Source organism: Kribbella sp. NPDC058245 (assembly GCF_042882005.1).
Lineage (GTDB): Bacteria > Actinomycetota > Actinomycetes > Propionibacteriales > Kribbellaceae > Kribbella.
Genome location: NZ_JBHVWY010000018.1, coordinates 129,915 through 149,053, shown reverse-complemented (window position 1 = coordinate 149,053; position 19,139 = coordinate 129,915). Strand labels below are relative to the sequence as shown.

At 67.5% G+C, this 19,139-nt stretch carries 14 protein-coding genes; 7 read left to right on the top strand and 7 right to left on the bottom strand.

Going from position 1 to position 19,139, the window contains the following annotated elements:
- Positions 1 to 195: 195 nt before the first annotated feature.
- From ACFVWG_RS34275 to ACFVWG_RS34260, 4 genes are all read left to right on the top strand, one after another.
- Positions 196 to 1,035, top strand: coding sequence for a TIGR03560 family F420-dependent LLM class oxidoreductase (locus ACFVWG_RS34275; protein WP_391547622.1), 840 nt, complete (start codon positions 196 to 198; stop codon positions 1,033 to 1,035).
- A 10-nt stretch (positions 1,036 to 1,045) separates the two neighbouring features.
- Positions 1,046 to 1,348 (top strand): MGMT family protein, encoded by a 303-nt coding sequence (locus ACFVWG_RS34270; RefSeq protein ID WP_391547621.1) that lies wholly within the window; start codon positions 1,046 to 1,048, stop codon positions 1,346 to 1,348.
- A 231-nt stretch (positions 1,349 to 1,579) separates the two neighbouring features.
- Positions 1,580 to 4,795: an ATP-dependent helicase gene (locus ACFVWG_RS34265; protein WP_391547620.1), complete on the top strand. Its 3,216-nt coding sequence runs from the start codon at positions 1,580 to 1,582 to the stop codon at positions 4,793 to 4,795.
- A complete protein-coding gene (locus ACFVWG_RS34260) occupies positions 4,795 to 8,028 on the top strand; it encodes a UvrD-helicase domain-containing protein (protein WP_391547619.1) in 3,234 nt (1,077 codons plus the stop codon). The genes ACFVWG_RS34265 and ACFVWG_RS34260 overlap by 1 nt, the downstream gene beginning before the upstream one ends.
- Positions 8,029 to 8,300: 272 nt before the next feature.
- Here the strand turns inward: ACFVWG_RS34260 and ACFVWG_RS34255 are convergent, their stop codons facing one another.
- Positions 8,301 to 8,858 carry a Uma2 family endonuclease gene (locus ACFVWG_RS34255; RefSeq protein ID WP_391547618.1) on the bottom strand — a complete coding sequence of 186 codons (558 nt, stop codon included), beginning with the start codon at positions 8,856 to 8,858 and terminating at the stop codon, positions 8,301 to 8,303.
- A 404-nt stretch (positions 8,859 to 9,262) separates the two neighbouring features.
- On the opposite strand from ACFVWG_RS34255, the gene ACFVWG_RS34250 reads away from it, so the two are divergent.
- On the top strand, positions 9,263 to 9,940 hold the full coding sequence (locus ACFVWG_RS34250; protein WP_391547617.1) for a GPP34 family phosphoprotein: 678 nt from the start codon (positions 9,263 to 9,265) through the stop codon (positions 9,938 to 9,940).
- On the opposite strand, the gene ACFVWG_RS34245 is transcribed toward ACFVWG_RS34250, so the two are convergent.
- The 3 genes from ACFVWG_RS34245 to ACFVWG_RS34235 form a co-directional block, all read right to left on the bottom strand.
- Entirely contained in the window at positions 9,937 to 11,487 is a 1,551-nt protein-coding gene (locus ACFVWG_RS34245) for a long-chain fatty acid--CoA ligase (RefSeq protein WP_391547616.1), read from the bottom strand. The two genes, ACFVWG_RS34250 and ACFVWG_RS34245, sit on opposite strands and share 4 nt — an antisense overlap.
- Before the next feature lie 9 nt (positions 11,488 to 11,496).
- Positions 11,497 to 12,621, bottom strand: a complete 1,125-nt coding sequence (locus ACFVWG_RS34240; protein ID WP_391547615.1) for a DUF5938 domain-containing protein — start codon at positions 12,619 to 12,621, stop codon at positions 11,497 to 11,499.
- Positions 12,622 to 12,743: 122 nt separating this feature from the next.
- Positions 12,744 to 13,550: an SDR family NAD(P)-dependent oxidoreductase gene (locus tag ACFVWG_RS34235; RefSeq protein ID WP_391547614.1), complete on the bottom strand. Its 807-nt coding sequence runs from the start codon at positions 13,548 to 13,550 to the stop codon at positions 12,744 to 12,746.
- 173 nt (positions 13,551 to 13,723) lie between these two features.
- Between ACFVWG_RS34235 and ACFVWG_RS34230 the strand changes: the two genes are divergently transcribed.
- On the top strand, positions 13,724 to 14,365 hold the full coding sequence (locus ACFVWG_RS34230; protein WP_391547613.1) for a TetR/AcrR family transcriptional regulator: 642 nt from the start codon (positions 13,724 to 13,726) through the stop codon (positions 14,363 to 14,365).
- On the opposite strand, the gene ACFVWG_RS34225 is transcribed toward ACFVWG_RS34230, so the two are convergent.
- Both ACFVWG_RS34225 and deoD read right to left on the bottom strand, forming a co-directional pair.
- Positions 14,366 to 14,899, bottom strand: a complete 534-nt coding sequence (locus ACFVWG_RS34225) for a hypothetical protein (protein WP_391547612.1) — start codon at positions 14,897 to 14,899, stop codon at positions 14,366 to 14,368.
- 26 nt (positions 14,900 to 14,925) lie between these two features.
- Positions 14,926 to 15,639, bottom strand: a complete 714-nt coding sequence (deoD, locus tag ACFVWG_RS34220; protein ID WP_391547611.1) for a purine-nucleoside phosphorylase — start codon at positions 15,637 to 15,639, stop codon at positions 14,926 to 14,928.
- A gap of 39 nt (positions 15,640 to 15,678) precedes the next feature.
- On the opposite strand from deoD, the gene nudC reads away from it, so the two are divergent.
- Positions 15,679 to 16,572: an NAD(+) diphosphatase gene (nudC, locus tag ACFVWG_RS34215; RefSeq protein ID WP_391547610.1), complete on the top strand. Its 894-nt coding sequence runs from the start codon at positions 15,679 to 15,681 to the stop codon at positions 16,570 to 16,572.
- Here nudC and ACFVWG_RS34210 read toward each other — a convergent pair whose 3' ends face one another.
- Positions 16,573 to 18,930, bottom strand: coding sequence for a hypothetical protein (locus ACFVWG_RS34210; RefSeq protein ID WP_391547609.1), 2,358 nt, complete (start codon positions 18,928 to 18,930; stop codon positions 16,573 to 16,575).
- Positions 18,931 to 19,139: the final 209 nt, after the last annotated feature.

Sequence of the window (19,139 nt, the reverse complement as noted above, 5' to 3'; positions counted from 1 at the left end):
ACCGCGATCCCGTCCGACCCGGCGACTTCGAGCGTTCCCGTGGCGGATCCCCAGCACCCCGACCCCTCTTCGTTGCCGTTCCTGTACTCAGTGTCGGCGAGACCCCGGGCGTGGCGCCTCCGCTGTCCGGCGTGCCGTGCGCGCGCGAGCTATCGTCGGCTCGGGAAGCGTTTGCTTGTTTGACTGGAGGCCGGAATGCGATTCGCCGTCAAGACCAGGCCGGAACACACCACGTGGCAGCAGATGCGTGATGTGTGGGTCGCCGCGGACCAGCTGGAGATCTTCGAATCCGCGTGGCACTGGGACCACTTCTACCCCCTCACCGGTGACATGGCCGGACCGAACCTCGAGGCGTGGACGACACTGGCCGCTTTGGCCCAGGCGACGTCGCGGATCCGGGTGGGCTGCCAGGTGACCGGCATGATCTACCGCCATCCCGCGGTGCTGGCGAACATGGCGGCGACGACCGACATCATCTCCGGCGGCCGGCTGGAGCTCGGCATCGGCGCGGGCTGGAACGAGATGGAGACCGCGGCGTACGGCATCGAGCTGTATCCGCTGAAGGAGCGCTTCGACCGATTCGACGAGGGCGTGCAGGCGATCATCGCGCTGCTCACCGAGAAGTCGGCGAACTTCGACGGGCAGTACATCAAGCTCACCGACGCGTACTGCGAGCCGAAGGCCGTGCAGACGCCGCACCCGCCGATCGCCATCGGTGGCAAAGGTCCGAAGCGCACGCTGCGCGCAGTGGCGAAGTGGGCCCAGCACTGGAACGTCATCGTCGCGAATCCGGAGGAGTGGAAGCCGCTCAAGGATGTTCTCGTGCAGCGCTGCGAGGAGGTCGGCCGGGACGTCAACGAGATCACCTGTTCGGTCAACGTCCGGATCGACCCGGACCAGCCACTCGATGACGCGGTTGCGGCAGCAGCGGCGTACGGGGAAGCAGGAGTCGACCTCGTGGTGATGAACCTGCCGCTCGACGCATCGCCGTCCGTTCTCGAGCCGCTCGCGAAGGCCCTGGCTCCGTTGGCCTAGGTTTGGATTCGTGGACAGGGACGAGTACGTCGAGGCGGTGCTGCGGGCGGTGGAGTCGATCCCGCCGGGCAGCGTCGCGACGTACGGAGACATTGCCGAGTACGTCGGTCAGGGCGGGCCGCGCCAGGTGGGCGCGATCATGCGCGAGTACGGCGGTGGTGTGCCGTGGTGGCGAGTGATCCGGGCATCCGGCGTTCCGGCTGACGAGGTCGGCGACGAGCAGTTGCACAACCTGCGCTCGGACGGGGTGCGGGTGACGAACGGTCGCGTGAACCTGCGTGAGGTTCGCTGGGATCCTTTGCGTGCTGAGTAATTCTTTGGAAGACACCGGCGGTGCGCGGCTCCGCCCCGAGCCTGCACCGCCGGTGCCGGGCGGCCGGGCCAGTCGTTGGGGTGACCGGCCCGGTCGCGTCTCGGGAACCGTTGTTCACAACGGATGATGCGACCGTAGCCGGAATAGTTGCGGTGTCCGTTTTTCGGGAATGATCGGCAGCATCGGGGTGCCCGAAAAGGAACTGTCGGTGGGGTCTGGTGGGATGGTGCGATGGTCAGCAGACAGGGATCCCGGTATCGGCTCGTCCGGGCCGAGGGACGCGCGGCGCAGGCGCCGGTCCTGGATGCGGACCAGCAGGCCGTGGTCGATCATCCGGGTGGGCCGCTGCTCGTGCTCGCCGGTCCGGGGACCGGGAAGACGACCACCTTGGTCGAGGCCGTCGTCGACCGGGTGCGGAACCGTGGCCTGAGTCCGGACGAGGTGCTCGTGCTGACCTTCGGGCGGAAGGCGGCCACCGAGCTTCGCGATCGGATCACCGGACGACTCGGCAAGACGACGCGGGTGATGCCGTCGATGACGTTCCATTCCTTCTGTTATGCGTTGCTGCGACGCTTCACGCCGGCCGACGCGTTCGACGTACCGCTGCGGTTGCCGTCGGGCCCGGAGCAGTCGTTGCGGTTGAGCGAGGCGCTGTCCGGGAGCCGCGAGGTCGGCGCGGTGCACTGGCCGCGCAGTCTGCATCCGGCGCTGAAGACGCGCGGGTTCACCGACGAGGTGCAGGCCGTGATCGGCAAGGCGCGCCAGCTCGGGCTCGACCCCGAGGACCTGACCGCGATCGGGCGGTCGGCCGAGCGCGCCGAGTGGGTCGCGGTCGGTGACTTCTTCGAGGAGTATCTGCAGATCCTCGATGCCGAGCAGGTGCTCGACTACTCCGAGCTGATTCACCGCGCGGTGATCCTGGCCCAGCAGCCGGCGGTGCAGGACAAGCTGCGCGCGGAGTTCAAGGCGGTCTTCGTCGACGAGTATCAGGACACCGATCCCGGTCAGACCATGCTGCTGCAGGCGATCGCGGGAGACGGGCGCGACCTGGTGGTCGTGGGTGATCCGGACCAGTCGATCTACACCTTCCGCGGTGCCGATGTGCGCGGGCTGCTGCGGTTCACCGAAGAGTTCCCGACTGTGGCAGGTGCGGAGGCACCGCAGATCGCGTTGGCAACCACACGACGATTCGGTACGACGCTGCAGCGCGTGTCGCGCAATGTCGTGAACCGGCTCGGGGTGCCGGGCACGCTGGATCGCGAGACGTTCGACCGGTTCCGGAACCCCGATGCGTCGTCGTGTGTTTACGGGGCCGGGAAGGTCGAGGCGAATCTGTACTCGACCAGTGGTGCGGAGCTGGAGCACATCGCCGATCTGCTGCGGCGAGCGCATGTCCAGGACGGTGTCGGGTGGCACGAGATGGCAGTGCTCGTCAGATCCGGGAGTCGTTCGATCCCGCCGTTGCGACGCGCGCTCGCGGCTGCCGGCATCCCGGTCGACGTTGCGGGTGACGAACTTCCGCTGTCGCGCGAACCTGCTGTGCGCCCGATGTTGCTGGCGCTGCGAGCGGTGGCAGATCCGGTCACGCTGACGGTGGACGTCGTACGGGCGTTGGCGCTGTCGCCGTTGGGAGCGATGGACGCCGGCCAGTTGCGGCGGCTGGCTCGGGTGCTGCGACGGCGCGATCGCGACGCGGCCGACGGGCAGCGGTTGCCGAAGTCTTCGGATGAGCTGCTGCGCGATGCGCTGCTGAACCCGTTGCTGCTCGACGAGGAGGCCTCTCCGGCCGAGGCGCGGTTCGCGGCGCTGGGGGAGAGGTTGCTCAAGGCAAGGAATATCGTGAACGCCGGTGCCGCGCCGGACGAGGTGATGTGGTCGCTGTGGTCGGAGTCGCCGTGGTTGCGGCGGTTGCGCGGTCAGGCCCACTCCGGCGGCGAGACGGCGCGGACGGCGAACCGGGATCTGGATTCGTTGTGTGCGTTGTTCGATGCGGCGGGGCGGGCCGAGGAGCAGATCGGCTTCAAGGGCGTCTCGGCGTTCCTGAGTGAGCTGGAGTCGCTGGACATCGCGGGGGACAACCGGTTCGACGGGACGTATCGCGAGGCGGGTGTGCAGTTGATGACTGCGCACCGGTCGAAAGGCTTGCAATGGCGGCTCGTCGTGGTGGCGAGTGTGCAGGAGGCGCAGTGGCCGGACCTGCGGCGGCGTGGATCGTTGCTGCAGCCGGACCGGCTTGGGCGCGACGGGTTGGTTGATCCGTTGTCTGCCGGGGCGTTGCTGGCTGAGGAGCGGCGACTGTTCTACGTCGCGATCACGCGGGCGCGCGAGCGGTTGATCGTGACTGCAGTGCAGGCGCCTGAGGCGGATGGGGATCAGCCGTCACGTTTCTTGGCCGAGCTCGACATTCCTTTGAAGCTGGTGGCAGGGCGGCCGCGTCGGCCGTTGTCGCTGCCTGGTCTGGTGGCGGATCTGCGGTGTGTGCTGGCGGATCCGGCCTCATCGCCTGCGCTGAAGCGGGTCGCGGCGGACCGGTTGGCGCAGTTGGCCGATGCCGTTGACGACCGCGAGCAGGCGCTGGTGCCGACCGCCGACCCGGGGCGCTGGTGGGGTGTGCGCGAGCGGACGAAGTCCGAGCGACCGATCGCGGATCCGGAGCTTCCGGTGCCGCTGTCGGGGAGTGCGCTGACGACGATTGTGGACTGCTCACTGCGCTGGTTCCTGACTCGACGTGCGGGCGGTGAAACACCCAGTACGTCGGCGATCGGCTTCGGCCAGGTGCTGCACACGCTGGCCGATGCGGTCGCGACCGGGGCTTTGCCGCCGTCGACCGATGAGCTGAACCTCTGGCTCGACAAGGTCTGGACCCAGCTCGACTTCGAGTCCGCGTGGATCTCCGACCGCGAGCGCGTCGAGGCCGAGCAGGCGCTGCGGCGGTTCGTCGCCTGGCACCAGGGTCGCCCTGAGCGGACGCTGGTCGGGTCCGAGGTGGAGTTCGACGTACTGCTGCCCGATGCGGAGCAGCCCGCCGTCCGGGTCAAGGGCCGGATGGACCGCGTCGAAACCGACGGCGAAGGCACCATCCGCGTCGTCGACCTCAAGACCGGGCGAAACCTCCCAACTAAGCCGGCGCTGGCCCGCCACGTCCAGCTAGCCATCTACCAGCGAGCCATCGCCTCCCGCCAGGTAGCGCAGGCCGGAGAGGGTGCCGTGGCCGGCGGCGCCGAGCTCGTCCAGCTCCGCCACGACGACAGCGGCTTCCCCAAAGTCCAGCACCAAGGCCCACTGGAACCCGATGAAGACGGCAAGACCTGGCTCGACGAAGCCGTAGAGGACGCAGAGGAAATGGTCCGCACCGAAGCCTTCACCGCCCAACGCAACGACGGCTGCTCCCGCTGCGAAGCCCGCGCCCTCTGCCCCATCCAGCCCGAAGGCCGGGAGATCGTCTGATGACTGCTGCGAAGTTGCAGACGACGGCTGAGCTGTGCGATCTGCTGGGGATTCCGTTCTCGGACCAGCAGTTGGCGGCGATCACCGCGCCTTTGGCGCCTGGGGTGATTGTGGCGGGGGCCGGGTCGGGCAAGACGACGGCGATGGCGGCTCGGGTGGTGTGGCTGATCTGCACGGGGCAGGTCAAGCCGGAGGAAGTGCTCGGGCTGACGTTCACGAAGAAGGCCGCCAACGAGCTGGATGTGCGGATCCGCGAGGACCTGACCAAGGCCGGCGTACTGGGGTCGACGTTGCCGCCGGACCAGCATCCGATTCTGGCCGCGCACCTGCGGAGCAACGTGCCGAACTGGGAACCAGAGGAGCCGGGTGAGCCGGTGGTGTCGACGTACCACGCGTTTGCGGGCACGTTGATCGCCGAGCACGGGTTGCGGCTCGGGCTCGAACCGGATGCGCGGGTGCTGGCCGACGCGACCAGGTTCCAGTTGGCAGGACGCGTCGTCCGGCGATCGGCCGGACCGATCCGGTTCGCGTCGCATCACGTGCCGACGCTGGTCAACAGCCTGCTCTCGCTCGACGGTGAGCTGGCGGACCACCTGCTCCGGGCAGACGCCGTACGGGAGCATGACGAGGCTGTTCGGCAGGAGGCTGCGGCAGCGCGGAAGCAGACGGTTGAGGTCAAGAAGCTCGCCGAGACCGCTTTGAAGCGTAGTGAGATCCTGCAGTTGGTCGAGGAGTACCAGGCCTACAAGGGCGAACGCGGCGTCGTGGACTTCGCCGACCAGATGGCGCTCGGCGCGCGGCTGGCCGAGGAGTGCCCGGAGGTTCCGGTCGCTGAGCGCGCGCGGTACAAGGTCGTGCTGCTCGACGAGTATCAGGACACCTCGGTGTCGCAGCGCCGGATGCTCACCGCGCTGTTCGCCGGCCCGGCCGGGCGCGGTCACCCCGTCACTGCGGTTGGCGATCCGTGTCAGGCGATCTACGGCTGGCGTGGTGCCTCGGTCGCGAACCTGGACGAGTTTCCCGAACACTTCCCGAACCGTGACGGCTCGCCGGCCCATCGGTATGTGCTGAGCGTCAACCGCCGCTGCGGCAGCCGCATCCTCGCCGCGGCCAACCAGCATGCCGCCGAGCTGTACGAAGCGCACCCGGGCGTCATCCCGCTCGAGGCACCGGACAACGCGCCGGAGGGTGCGATCACCGTCGGTCTGTTCGAGACGCGCTCGCAGGAGATCGAGTGGGTCGCCGACGCGATCGTCGCCGCGCACCGGACGCCGAACCGGCGCTGGAAAGACATCGGCATCCTGATGCGGACGAACGTCGACCTGAGCGCCGTCCACGAGGCCCTGATCTCTCGCAAGGTCCCGGTCGAGGTGGTCGGCCTCGGCGGACTGCTCGCGCTGCCTGAGGTCGTCGACGTCGTCGCCACGTTGCAGGCTGTCAACGACCTGACCGCGAACGCCGCCATGCTCCGCATCCTCACCGGACCGCGGTACCGGATCGGCCACCGCGACCTTGCCCTGCTCGCGAATCGCTCCCGCTCCCTTGCCGACACCGGCGCCCGTCCGGCCGCCGACGACCTCGTCGCCGCGCTCGACGCGGCGGTCGCCGGGATGGACTCGACCGAGGTCATCTCGCTGGCCGAAGCGGTCGACGACCCGGGATCCGAGGCGTGGGGATATTCGGCCGAGGCGCTGGTCCGGTTCAAGGAGCTGTCGACCGAACTGCGCGAGCTGCGGGCGCACGCCGGTGAACCCCTGCTCGACCTGGTACGACGGGTGATCGCGACGATCGGCCTGGACGTCGAGCTGACCGCGACCCCGGATCACCTCGACTCGGGCCGGCGCGATCACCTGGCCGCGTTCCTCGATGCCGTAGGCAACTTTGTCTCGACCGAGTCGGACGGTTCGCTCGACGGACTGCTCGCCTATCTCGCGGCCGAGGAGGAGTACGCCGCCGGCCTGGACCTCGCCGTACCGAGTGAGGCGGATTCGGTGAAGCTGCTCACCACGCACCGGTCCAAGGGACTGGAGTGGCCGATCGTCTTCGTGCCGACGCTGGTGCAGAAGGTGTTCCCGTCCGATCGCGGCCGGGACAAATGGACGACGAACGCGAAGGTCCTCCCGTGGCCGCTGCGCGGTGACGCCGACACGTTGCCCGACTTCCACGACCTGTCGAACGCCGGACTGAAGGCGTTCGCGGATGAGTGCAAGGACGTGAACGCACTCGAGGAGCGCCGCCTCGGATATGTCGCCTTCACGCGCGCGAAGGAGATCCTGGTCGCGACCGGTCACTGGTGGGGTCCCACCCAGAAGCGGCCGCGCGGACCTTCGTCGTACCTGGAGACGTTGAAGAAGCACGCCGGTGAGCGAGTCGTCGCCTGGGCTGATCAGCCGGATCTCGAAGCGGAGAACCCGGAGCTCGCCGAGGCAACCACGGCACCTTGGCCGGCCGCATTCGACGCCGATGCGTACCGGCTCCGGCTCGAGGCGGCCGGGCTCGTGCAGCAGGCGCGGGCCGAAGGACCGTCGGCAGAGGCGGAGGAGTCACTGCTGCTGGATGAGCAGGCGCTGGTTGCGCGCTGGGACTCCGAGCTTGAGAGATTGTTGTCCGAGGCAAGGGAAAGCCGAAGCCGCAAGGCGTACGACGTGACGCTGCCGAGCGCGCTGTCAGCGACCCAGGTGATGCGCCTGGCCAAGGACCCCGACGGCCTCGCCTCCGAGCTCGCCCGCCCGATGCCCCGCAAACCCAACCGCGCCGCCCGCTTCGGAACCCGCTTCCACGCCTGGGTCGAGTCCTACTTCGGCCAGCAACTCCTGATCGACCCCGACGACCTCCCCGGCGCAGCCGACGAAGACATCGTCGACGACACCGACCTCACCGACCTGATGGAAGCCTTCCGCACCGGCCCCTACGGCGAAACCTCCCCCTACGAGATCGAAGCCCCCTTCGCCCTCGCCCTCGGCGGCCGCACCATCCGCGGCCGCATCGACGCGGTGTATCAAGTCGTCCGCCCCGACGGCTCCCGCGGCTACGACGTCGTCGACTGGAAAACCAGCCGCTCCGAATCCGCCGACCCCCTCCAGCTAGCCATCTACCGAGTCGCCTGGGCCGAGCTCATGAACATCCCCCTCGACTCCGTAGGCGCAGCCTTCTACTACGTCCGCACCGCCGACATCATCCGCCCCGAAACCCTCCCCGACAAACAAAAACTCATCGACCTCCTGAACGGCTGACCCCGCCCTTCATCGGGGGCATGAACAGGACCTCGTGGCCGTGAACAAGAAATAGCGTGTTCAAGCCCCCCACAGCCAGTGCGACCCCCCGACACCTGGCCGCCCGCGATGCGCCCGCCAACGAGCCCGTGACGCACCTCGAGGCAGTGGCGGACGATGAGGTCAGCTAGCAGCGAATCCTCAGCGGGCAGCCGATAGCTGAAGGGCATCCGGACACGCCGCCACGAGGAGCGACTGAACGCGGTCGCCCACTAGCCGATAGACCGGGGCCGTCATGCGAGACGAGAGCGGGTCAGCTCGGCCGGAACTACCTGGACCGGGAAGGGCAGCGTTGCCTCGAAGACCTCGTCGCCTGTGAATGTCCGCTCGGCGTACTGCTCGTTTTCCAGTTCCAGCACGGTCAGCACCAGGGCCTCGGGCTCGAAGATCCAGTACGACGTAAGCCCCGCTTCGAGGTACACGTTCCGCTTCAGGTGCAGGTCGATCAGCCGCGTGGACGGCGAGATGATCTCGACCACCAGCAAGGGGTTGTCGGTGTATGCCGGATTCGCGTCGTCGGGCGACAGTACGAGGAGATCGGGTTGGAGGGAGCGTTCGTCGGTCGGACGGTATTCGTACGGACCTGGCAGAACTTCCGGTCCGTCGGGGCGAACGATCTCGAGAGTTTGGGCCAGCCGGAGCAAGGCACGCTGGTGGTCGCGCCCGGGGGCCGGGCTCACGAACAACACGCCGTCGATGATCTCGTGGCGTTTGCCGTTGTCCGGAGTGGTCTCCAGGTAGGCCAGTGTGAAGGGATCTGCCCCGTACGGCTCGGTTGACGTTGCGTACATGCGACCAGCATGTCGCCGGTTCCGGGGTGGTTTGGCCGTTTGGGCGATCTGCCCTGGGATGCCCCGAGGGGTGCCCCGGTCAGGCGACGGCGGGGGACTACTGAACGGCTGCCGGGGGAGGACGTCGACGCGGTCCATTTGGTGGGCGATGGGGGTGTCCCAGGAAGGGGCGTCGGCGTGGGGAAGCCAGGACGGGCCCAGGCCGGCGGCGGTGAGCCAGCGGACGGCGAGCCACCCTGATCGCTCAACTGCTCCGTGGATCATCCCCGTAGCGTCCGAAGAATCGCCGACGAGCGCCCGCGAGTCTTCGGACGTTGTGGGGGTTCACCACTACTGCAGGCGGATGCCGTGGGTAGCCCGCGCGGCGGATGTGGGTGACCCGGGAGGTTGCTTACGTTGAGTACATGCTGATTGCCGAGGACCTGCTGCTCCTGATGTACGACGACGAGACCGGCAAGCCGATCGTCGGGTCACCGAAACTGGACTACGCACTCGGTGGTGCGCTGCTGATCGAGCTGACCACGCTCGGGAAGGTGGACATCACCAGCGGCGCTGACGGTGAGAAGGCCGGCCGGCTGAAGGTGCTGGACACCTCGTCGACCGGTGACCCGATCCTGGACGACCGCCTCGCCTATGCGGTCGGCAAGGCCGGTAAGAAGCCGAAGGACATGCTGAGCGGCCTCTCGAAGAAGATGCGCGACCAACTGCTCGCCCGGCTGGCGGAGCGCGGCATTCTGGAGGCGGACGAGGGCAAGGTGCTCGGACTGTTCCCGGTCACTCGCTGGCCGGCCAAGGACGCGCAGCACGAGGGTGAGGTGCGGGCTGCGCTCGAAAGCGTTCTGAAGGTCGGAACCATGCCGGATCAGCGGACCGGCGCACTGATCGCGCTGCTGAGCGCACTGGACGTCGTACCGAAGGTGATCACCGATGCGGTCGACAAGCGGCAGCTTCGGGCGCGTGCGAAGGTCATTGCCGACTCCGACTGGGCTGCGGCCGCGGTGAAGAAGGCCGTCGCCGAGATGCAGGCTGCGATCACCGCAGCCATCGTGGTCTCGGCAACAGCTGGTGGCGCCAGTAGCTAAAGAAGCCGGGCTTTGATGTCCGGCTTGAGGACCTTGCCGACCTTCGAACGTGGCAGATCGGTCCAGATCAGCACCTCCTTGGGCGCTTTGACGCTGCCGATCCGTGCCTTCGCGAACGCGATCAGCTCGGCCGGATCGGCAGTGGCACCCGCCTGCAGCTGGACGACGGCCACGACCCGCTCGCCCCACTTCTCGTCCGGGCGGCCGATCACTGCACAATCCTGGACAGCGTCATGACTCATCAATGCTTGCTCAACCTCGGTCGAGTACACATTGAATCCACCAGTGATGATCATGTCCTTGGCCCGGTCGACGATGTACAGGTAGTTGTCCTCGTCGAGATAGCCGATGTCGCCGGTGTGATGCCACCCGTACGCCGATGCTGTCGCCGTCGCCTCGGCGTCCCGGTAGTACCCGCGCATCACCAACGAACCCCGGACGACGATCTCGCCGCGCTCACCGGGCGGAAGCAACTCTCCGGCCGGCCCCATGATCGCCGCGGTGACAAGTGCGGACGGCCGCCCGGCGGAGGCGAGCCGGTCGTGCGCAATGTTGCCGGAGGCATCGAAGTGGTCGGCCGGCGGCAGGATCGAGATCATCATCGGCGCCTCGGTCTGACCGAACAGCTGCGCCATCACCGGACCGATCCGCCGCAACGCCTCTTCGAGCCGGGCGACCGACATCGGCGCAGCGCCGTACCAGAAGCAGCGCAGGGACGAGAGGTCTGTGTGGTCGAGCTCCTCCGCTGCGAGCACCATGTAGATCAGTGTCGGCGGCAGGAACGTGTGAGTCACACCGTGCTGCGGGATGAGCTTGAGAAAGGCATGCACGTCCGGTGCGCGCATGATGACGATCTCGCCGCCGGACGCCAGCATGGGGAAGCAGAGCACACCTGCGGCGTGAGTGAGCGGCGCGAGCGCCAGATAGACCGGCCGGACGCCGATGGGGTAGCCCATCAGCGTGAGCGCCGTCATGGTCTCCAGGTTGGTGTTGCTGAGCATGACGCCCTTGGGCTGGCCAGTGGTGCCGCCAGTACCGACGATGAGCGCCAGCCCGTCGGGCTCGTGCAAATCAGGGGCCGGCTGGGACGCGCCCCCGCAGAACGTGTCCCAGCCGACAGTCCGGTCACCGTGGGGGTCGGTGCCGGAGGTTTGACCGGAATCCAGGCACACGAAGGTGTGGACCTTCGGTAGCGCATCCCGGATCCGGTCCACCAGCGGCGCGAACGCCGGCTGGTAGATCAGTACTTCACAGTCGAACCGGTCGAGCAGCTCCCGGTTCTCGGCCGCCTCGTTGCGCGGATTGATCGGGCACCAGACCGCACCGGCCCGGCTGATCCCGAACACGCAGCTGAACGCGATCGGGTCGTTGGCGGAAAGGATCGCCACCTTTCCGCCCGGCCGGACGCCGCGGGCCGCCAATCCGCTGGCGATCCGGTACGACAGCTCCTGGACCTCGGCGTACGTGAGTGTCTCGCCGTCGGTGGTCAGGCAGGGCCTGTCCGGTCCGAGTGACGCGCCTTTGTCCAGGTAGTCGACCAGCCGCATAGCGAGCTCCTAATGCACCACAGTCAGCTGCGGCTCGGCGACCAGCCCGAAGCTACGCAGTACGCCGAGCAGCTCCCGGTGACCGAAGGCCTGGCAACCACTGGCGAACCCGACGCGCTTCGGCGGCGTCTGCAGCAGTGAGTACGCCGCATACGCCTGCAGGAGTCCGGTCTGCTGGTAGTTGCTGTTGCCGTGGATGACACAGTGCGCCCGGCCGAGTGGACCGGAGGCGTGCACCGAGTCGAGGGACTTGTTGACGCGTGGGTTCTCCCGCGGCGGCATCTGGTCCATGACCTGGCGTGCGGTCGCAGTGAGGGCTTCGTTGCGGTCGTCGGGAGCCATGTCCTTCGTGGCGTCCAGTGCGGCCGCCACGATCTGCGGTACGCCGTTCATCAGCGCAGCGTTGAAGACACCCCCCTGCGCCTTCACATTGGCGACCCGAGGATCACGCTTGAACCAGACCGGGTGTGAGGTGCCACCCCACGGCAGGGACAGCGCCAGCTCGTGCTGCCCCGGTACGACGAGGGAAACGAGCCCCTGCTCGGGGAACTCGACGTACTGGTTCTGCTCGAGGAAATGTGCCTTTGACGTCGCAGCGTTCACCAGAATCGTGCGGGTCGAGGCGATGGTCGGGCTGCCGCCCCAGAACACCGCGATGTCCAAGGTGTCGAGCCCTGGCTGCTCTAAGCAGAGCTGTGCGGCGATCTCACCCGTCGTGTACATCTGAGCGATACCAGGGGCCAGCAGCAGACCGGCATCGGCGAACTGCTCGCCGTACTTCTCGTCGCAGGTGATCAGCCAGTCCTGCTCACCAGTGGTGTCGGTGTAGTGCGCACCTGCTGCCAGGGCAGCCTCTACGGCCGCAGGACCGAGCTCACTGAACGGTCCGACGGTGTTGAGCACCACCGACGCGCCTTTGAACAGATCGGTGAGTGCTGACACGTCATGGTCGACAGTGGCGATCTCGTAGTCGGCCGTCTCGATGCCGGCCACATTCGAGGCCATGGAGGACTTGAGCTTGTCCTCGCTGCGGCCGGCGGCCACGAACGGGACGTGGTACTGGCGGAGGTACTCACAGACCAGACGGCCCGTGTACCCGGAGGCGCCGTACACGACGACAGGCTTGCCTGTCATTGGGTCTCCTGACCTGGACTGAGGAGCGTAGGGAGCGAAGCGACTGGAGTGACGAGGGAAGGGCTGGAGTTAAAACCCAATGACCGCGGCGCCGGAGGCGTCGCATTCAATTCAGCCATGGGTCACATCCCCATTCCACCGTCGACCGGCAGACCGATGCCGGTGATGAAGCGGGCCTCGTTCGACGCCAGGAAGACGACCGCGTCGGCCATGTCGGCGACCTCACCGAGCCGTCCGGCCGGGGTGAGTCCGATGACTGCGCCCACTGCCTCTTCCGGTGACCCGAACAGACCGAGCTCGGCGACGTCGTTCGCCAGCCCGGCGCCCATCGCAGTCGGCACCAGACCGGGGTAGATGCAGTTCACGCGAACGCCGTACCCGAGCTTGCCGGACTCCATCGCGGCGACGCGGGTGAGTCGGTCGACCGCGGACTTGGTGGCCGAGTAGATCGCGATCCCGGGGAAGGCGATAGTGGCGGCGACCGATGAGATGTTGATGATCGCGCCGCCCTGGCCGGCCAGGCCGTCCGGACGCATCGTGCGCAGGCCGTACTTGATGCCCAGTGCGGTGCCGAGGATGTTCACGTCGAGCATCTTGCGGATCTGGTCCGCGGTGACCTCGGTGAGCAGGCTGGTGATCTCGATCCCGGCGTTGTTCACCAGGATGTCCAGACCGCCGAGGACGTCGGTGGCCGCGACGACCGCGTTCTCCCAGCTGCCCTCGTCGGTGACGTCATGGGCGACGAAGCCGTTGCCGGCGCCGTACTCGCTGTCGAGTGCGTCGGCGACCGCGGCGCCGGCGTCCTTCTGCAGGTCGGCGACGACGACCTTGGCGCCCGCTGCGGCGAGGGCCTTGGCCATCCCTTCGCCCAGTCCCTGGGCCCCGCCGGTGACAAGGGCCTTACGCCCGGAGAGATCGAGTCCGCCCATCGGGGAGCTCCTTTGCTCGAGTGGCTGCGGAGGGTGATTCCGGCACCACTCTGGACCGTCCTTTGACAGGCGTCAAGACTTTGCTGGACACTTGTCAAGAAGTCGACCCGCCGCAGGACGCGCCTGGCTTGCGGCGGGTAGGCTGACGCATCAACCCCACGACAGGAGTGGCGATGAGCTCGGCAGCAGACCTCACGTCCCCGGAGCGACCCGCGCGGATCTCCGGGATCGACAAGGTCGAGCGCCGCCGGATCGCCCTGGCCGAGTCGGCGCTGAAGACGCTCGGTGAGCTGGGCTACGCCCGCACCAGCCTGCGCGAGATCGCGAACAACTCCGAGTTCACGCACGGCGTCGTGCACTACTACTTCCGCGACAAGATCGACCTGATCAGCTACTGCGTGCGCTACTACAAGACCAAGTGCGCCCAGCGGTACGACGAGGTCGTGGAGACCGCTACGACCGCCGACGAGCTCGGTGTGGGCTTCCTGGCCAAGATGACCCAGACGCTGGTCGAAGAGACCCCGATGCACCGCCTCTGGTACGACCTGCGCGCCCAGAGCATGTTCGAGGAGCAGCTGCGCGCGGACGTCGTGGCGATCGACCAGCTGCTGGAAGCGATGATCTGGCGCATCCTGAGCCGGTACGCCGAACTGGTCGGTGGTGAACCCGCAGTGGACGCGCCTACGGCGTACGCGCTGGTCGACGGGCTGTTCGAGCAGGCCGTGGTCGGTTATGCCGACGACCCGGCCGGAGTGGCTGAGCGCCTGGCAGGACGCGTCCAGCGCGTCCTGCCAAAGCTCATCACTGTGGCGTGACTACTCCGCCTGACAGCTGGACTTGCACAGCTTGTCGGTGACGGTCAGGTGCACACCGGGCTCTTCGGTTTCCGTCTCGGCCGCGTAGTTGATCAGCCAGTCGCCCGAGGTCATGGTGGCGGTCGGCTTGCCCTTCTGGTCGCCGTACCAGGTGGCGATCTCCTGGGGCTGGCCGATGTGGGCGACCTCGAGCACCTTCGGCAGCACCTTGGCGATCTCGGCGGACGCGGTGTCGACCGGTCCGCTGGCGTTCACCGACACCACGGGTGGGCGCGGGTGGTCACCGTTGAGGATCGACACCGACGCGGCGCCCGACGTACAGAGGGCGTAGGCCTCGTCAGTGCCGCACTTGAAGCCCGCACTGGTCAGTCCAGCCACCACTGCGTCCGCTTTGACCGGAGTAGTCGCGACGGGTCCTGACGTGGTTCCGGAGGTGGGCACCGACGAGGCCGGCTCCAGCTTCGGTGCGGACGGCGAACCCTCTGGGGTCGCGCTGTTGGAGGAGCAGGCGGTCAGCAGCAGAAGCGCAGCCATCGCGGTAGCGGCGCTCCTGACGCGGCTCAGACCGGCACCCCGATCGCAGCATCGAGGGCGATCGTGATCATCTCGGAGAACGTGGTCTGCCGCTCCTCGGCAGTCGTCTCCTCCTTGGTGATCAGGTGGTCGGACACCGTCATGATGCCGAGCGCCCGGCGGCCGAACTTGGCGGCCAGCGTGTAGAGCGCCGAGGCCTCCATCTCGATCCCCAGTACGCCGTACTCCGCGGTCCGCGAGACCAGGTCCGGACGGTCGTTGTAGAACAGGTCACCGGAGAACACCTGGCCGACGTGCACGTTCAGCCCGGCTGCCTCGGCGGCGTCCACAGCGGCGCGCAGCAGCTGGTAGTCGGCCGTCGGCGCGTAGTCGATGCCGTGGAAGCGCAGGCGGTTCATCTGCGAGTCGGTGCTCGCGGACATCGCCACGATCACGTCGCGGACCCGGACCTCCTCCTTCAGCGCACCGCACGTCCCGACCCGGATCAGGGTCTGGACGTCGTACTCCGCGAACAGCTCGTTCGCGTAGATGGAGGCGGACGGCTGACCCATCCCGGAGCCCTGGACGGAGATCCGCTCACCCTTGTAGGTGCCGGTGAACCCGAACATGTTCCGGACCTCGGTGTAGCAGATCACGTCGGACAGGTAGGTCTCCGCGATCCACTTGGCCCGCAGCGGATCACCGGGGAACAGGACCCGCGGTGCGATCTGCCCCTTCTCGGCGGCGATGTGAATACTCATGCGGGGATGCTCTCACGCGACCGGGATATGTTGAGTTACGTGGCCTACTCGATCGCTCCTGGTTCGTTGACTCTGTCCCGCTCCGTTCTGGACCGCGCTGCCGATCGCAGGCGCGACGAGGACTGGTTGGAGAAGGCGTGGGCCGCTCCGGACACGCAGGTGCTCGTGGTGGCCGGCGACAAGCTCAGAGTGACCGCCGACCGGACCGCACTGGACCTGATCGCGCCGTCCAAGGCTCCGGAGGGAGTCCGGGTCTTCCTGGGCATCGACGGTGGCGCAGTGTTCGCCGTACTGACTCCTGGTGAGGCAGACGAGTCGTTTGCCGGCCTGCGGGAGATCGGCGGGGTGCTCGGCGACCGTGAGGCCGGTATGGCGGTCCACGTCATCGGACTGGCCAACTGGCACGCCGTGCACACGCACTGCGCGAACTGCGGTGAGCACACCGTGGTCATCGAGGCCGGACACGTCCGGGAGTGCCCGAACTGCGGCCTGCACCATTTCCCGCGCAGCGACCCGGCGATCATCGTGCTGGTCACCGACGACGAGGACCGCGCCCTGCTCGGCCGGAACGAGGCCTGGCCCGAGGGGCGGTACTCCACGCTGGCCGGGTTCGTCGAGCCAGGCGAGTCGCTGGAGGCCGCCGTACGGCGTGAGGTGTTCGAGGAGTCCGGCGTGGTCATCGGGGAGGACATCCAGTACGCCGGTAGCCAGCCGTGGCCGCTGCCGTCCAGCCTCATGCTCGGCTTCTACGCGAAGGCGACCGGGACCGACATCGACGTGGACGGCGACGAGATCGCCGAGGCCCGGTGGTTCACCCGGGAGGACCTCCGTGCGCTGGTCGAAGCCGGCACGATGGCCCTCCCGGGCAACATCTCGATCTCCCGCCGCCTGATCGAGGGCTGGTACGGCGAGGAGCTCACCGGGAGCTGGTGATCACCGCCCCACGTTGGAGATGGCAGCAGCGAACCTGATCAGGATGCCTTCCCAGTACTCCACCTGACCGGAAGCCTCGAGTGGCCGGAGTGCGCGGTCCACTGCGACCACGTAGGCCCCGTGGCTGGGCCACTGTGCCTTCGCATCGGGCAGCTTGTCGGCCAGCGTGCAGCCGTACTCCAGGTGGCGGTTCAGCACGTGGCTGTTGATGTTGCCGGTCCACACGTTGGTCCGCAGGTCCGACTTGGGGCACGGGTCGACCGGTGGCTTGTACGACGCCAGGTTGGTCGGAATCGTCCAGCCGTCCAGTCGCAGCAATGAGTAGTACGTGCCGTCCGGTCCTTGGGTGAGCCGGTTGAGGCCGTGGTCGCGGAGGATGGTCGACGTCCCGCTCAGACCGTCCAGGACGAACAGGCGGCCGCCGGAGACGCCGTACAGGTAGCCGTCGCGCCAGGAGAGCGCTCCGTCGTGTCCGGTGATCCGTCCGGAGAAGACCGTGTACGTGCGCAGGATCGCGCCGGTCATCTTGTTCGCCACGAACACGTTGCCGTCGGCCAGACCCCAGATGTTGCCGTCCGGTCCGATGGTCAGCTCGTTGATGCTGGCCGCCCCCGGCACCGGTACGACGTCCGCCGTCACGGTGCCCGTGGTCGGGTCGACCTGCACCAGGTGAGCCTCAGTGGCCTTGGGCTCGGTGCCCTGACCGCCTTCGATGGCCGATCCGGCCCACAGGCTGTCGCCGATAGGGAGCAGGGTGGCAATCGACTGGTCGGTCACCAGGTTCCGGTAGACCTTGAACGTGTTGCTCGGTACGTCGTACACGGTGATCGCGCCACCGTACTCGCCGTACCCGGGCGTGGTGCCGACGTACACCTTGTCGCCGGACGGTACGACGTCGAACGGGCGGTTCTGATGATCACTGTCGACCAGGCTGAAGATGATCTTCGGATTGGTCGTGCTCTCGGGCAGAGCCGTGTCCCAGAGCTGCAGCCGCCCGTACGGGTAGATGCCGACCCACATCTTGCTGCCGGTGCCCCAGTTCCAGCCCTCGACCTGGCCCTGGCGGGCAGTGACTGTGGACTTGCCGGTAGCGGGGTCGTAGTACGACGTGGAGCCGTTCAGGTACGCGTTGACGTAGACCCTGCCGGTGGCGGGGTCAGCGATCGTGTGCTGGAGCGCCACTGGCACGTACTGGAACGGTGAGCTCCACTGCGCCAGCGTGCGAGCCACTGGGTCGTAGCGGAACGTTCCGCCGGAGTAGTTGCCGGCGAGGCCGTAGAGGATCTGCTGGCCGTTCTCGGTCACCCAGCCGTAGCCGATGGCTGCACCACGCGTCATGCGGGTCGGCGGCGTGGTCACTGTGCCGACGGTGTTGGCATCGAGGTCGTAGCGCATCAGGTTGAGCGTGGTCGCGGTAGTGAAGTAGACGCCACCTGGACCGGCGTTGGAGACGCCCCGGGCCGCGAGTGGATAGGTCAGGACCAGCGTCCCGGTCGCGGTGTCGGTGAACTTGACCTGCTCGAAGGTGACCGCGTCGATGACCGCCAGCTTGCCGCTGGCGTTGGCGAACACCCGTCCGCCCGCGTAGTCGAGGTCAATGATGTCTGTGGCGACCAGGCTGGGCGGAGTCACGTTCTGCGTCGTACCGGTGGCCAGGTCGATGCGGAGGATCTTCCCGACCGGTGTGGAGATGCCGACGAACAGTGCGTTGTGGTCAGGGTCGTAGACGGTCGACCGCGCGTACTGCTCCACCGGATCGAGTGAGCCGTAGTCGGTGACCTGGCTGGTGCCCGCGTCGTACTTGAAGGCGTGGGCGTTCGGATAGGTCCCGCCGTACACGTTGCCGTTCTGGTCGGCGGTGAGGCCGTAGATGAACGACTCGGCCGCGATGGGCTGGCCGAGGTCGGTCACCACGGCCGTCACGGGGTCGAAGCGATAGAGGTGCGCGTTCGGATAGGTACCGACGTACAGCCTGCCGTCACTGGCGATGACGATCCCCCAGGCACCGGCCGCACCAGGCAGCGGCACGGTGTTGAGGAGCTGCCGGCTGTGCACGTCGACGACGTTCAGGTTGGCGTTCTCACCGGCTGGTACGGCGTACACGACGTCGCGGCCGTCCGGCGTACGCCCGACGGTGCCTTCCATGACGGTGAGCGAGCTGATCGGTGCGCCGAGGTTGGTGACCGGGTCCGGCGCGATCGTGCGCCGTCCGGTATCAGGGCGCTCCGGTCCGACCTCGGACGGGAACGGGTCCGGTCTCCCGGCGGGTGGAGCGGCGTGGGCCGTGGTGAACAAACCACTGATGACGGCCAGGACCGCTAGGAACAGGGCAGCGCGAAAAGGACGACGCGGAATCATGGCGGTTCTCCCTGCGGCGTAGTTCCCTCGAAGGTAAAACGGCCATGACCGTAAGTCCATGGTTCGGGAAACTTCCGCCCCGCCGGGACCGGAAACAGAACGCGGGGGCTGTCCCCAAAGGAAGGAGCCGCGCCCCGACGGTTCAGTGGTCGAAGAGCAGCTTCCCCCCGACCCGGGCCACCAACAAGGTCGTTCGGGCGGTGTCGTTA

Coding starts and splice junctions, on each gene's coding strand:
- ACFVWG_RS34275 (WP_391547622.1), top strand. CDS start 196: ATGCGATTCGCCGTCAAGACCAGGCCGGAACACACCACGTGGCAGCAG.
- ACFVWG_RS34265 (WP_391547620.1), top strand. CDS start 1,580: ATGGTCAGCAGACAGGGATCCCGGTATCGGCTCGTCCGGGCCGAGGGA.
- ACFVWG_RS34260 (WP_391547619.1), top strand. CDS start 4,795: ATGACTGCTGCGAAGTTGCAGACGACGGCTGAGCTGTGCGATCTGCTG.
- ACFVWG_RS34255 (WP_391547618.1), bottom strand. CDS start 8,858: ATGTACGCAACGTCAACCGAGCCGTACGGGGCAGATCCCTTCACACTG.
- ACFVWG_RS34250 (WP_391547617.1), top strand. CDS start 9,263: ATGCTGATTGCCGAGGACCTGCTGCTCCTGATGTACGACGACGAGACC.
- ACFVWG_RS34245 (WP_391547616.1), bottom strand. CDS start 11,487: ATGCGGCTGGTCGACTACCTGGACAAAGGCGCGTCACTCGGACCGGAC.
- ACFVWG_RS34240 (WP_391547615.1), bottom strand. CDS start 12,621: ATGACAGGCAAGCCTGTCGTCGTGTACGGCGCCTCCGGGTACACGGGC.
- ACFVWG_RS34235 (WP_391547614.1), bottom strand. CDS start 13,550: ATGGGCGGACTCGATCTCTCCGGGCGTAAGGCCCTTGTCACCGGCGGG.
- ACFVWG_RS34230 (WP_391547613.1), top strand. CDS start 13,724: ATGAGCTCGGCAGCAGACCTCACGTCCCCGGAGCGACCCGCGCGGATC.
- ACFVWG_RS34225 (WP_391547612.1), bottom strand. CDS start 14,899: ATGGCTGCGCTTCTGCTGCTGACCGCCTGCTCCTCCAACAGCGCGACC.
- deoD (WP_391547611.1), bottom strand. CDS start 15,639: ATGAGTATTCACATCGCCGCCGAGAAGGGGCAGATCGCACCGCGGGTC.
- ACFVWG_RS34210 (WP_391547609.1), bottom strand. CDS start 18,930: ATGATTCCGCGTCGTCCTTTTCGCGCTGCCCTGTTCCTAGCGGTCCTG.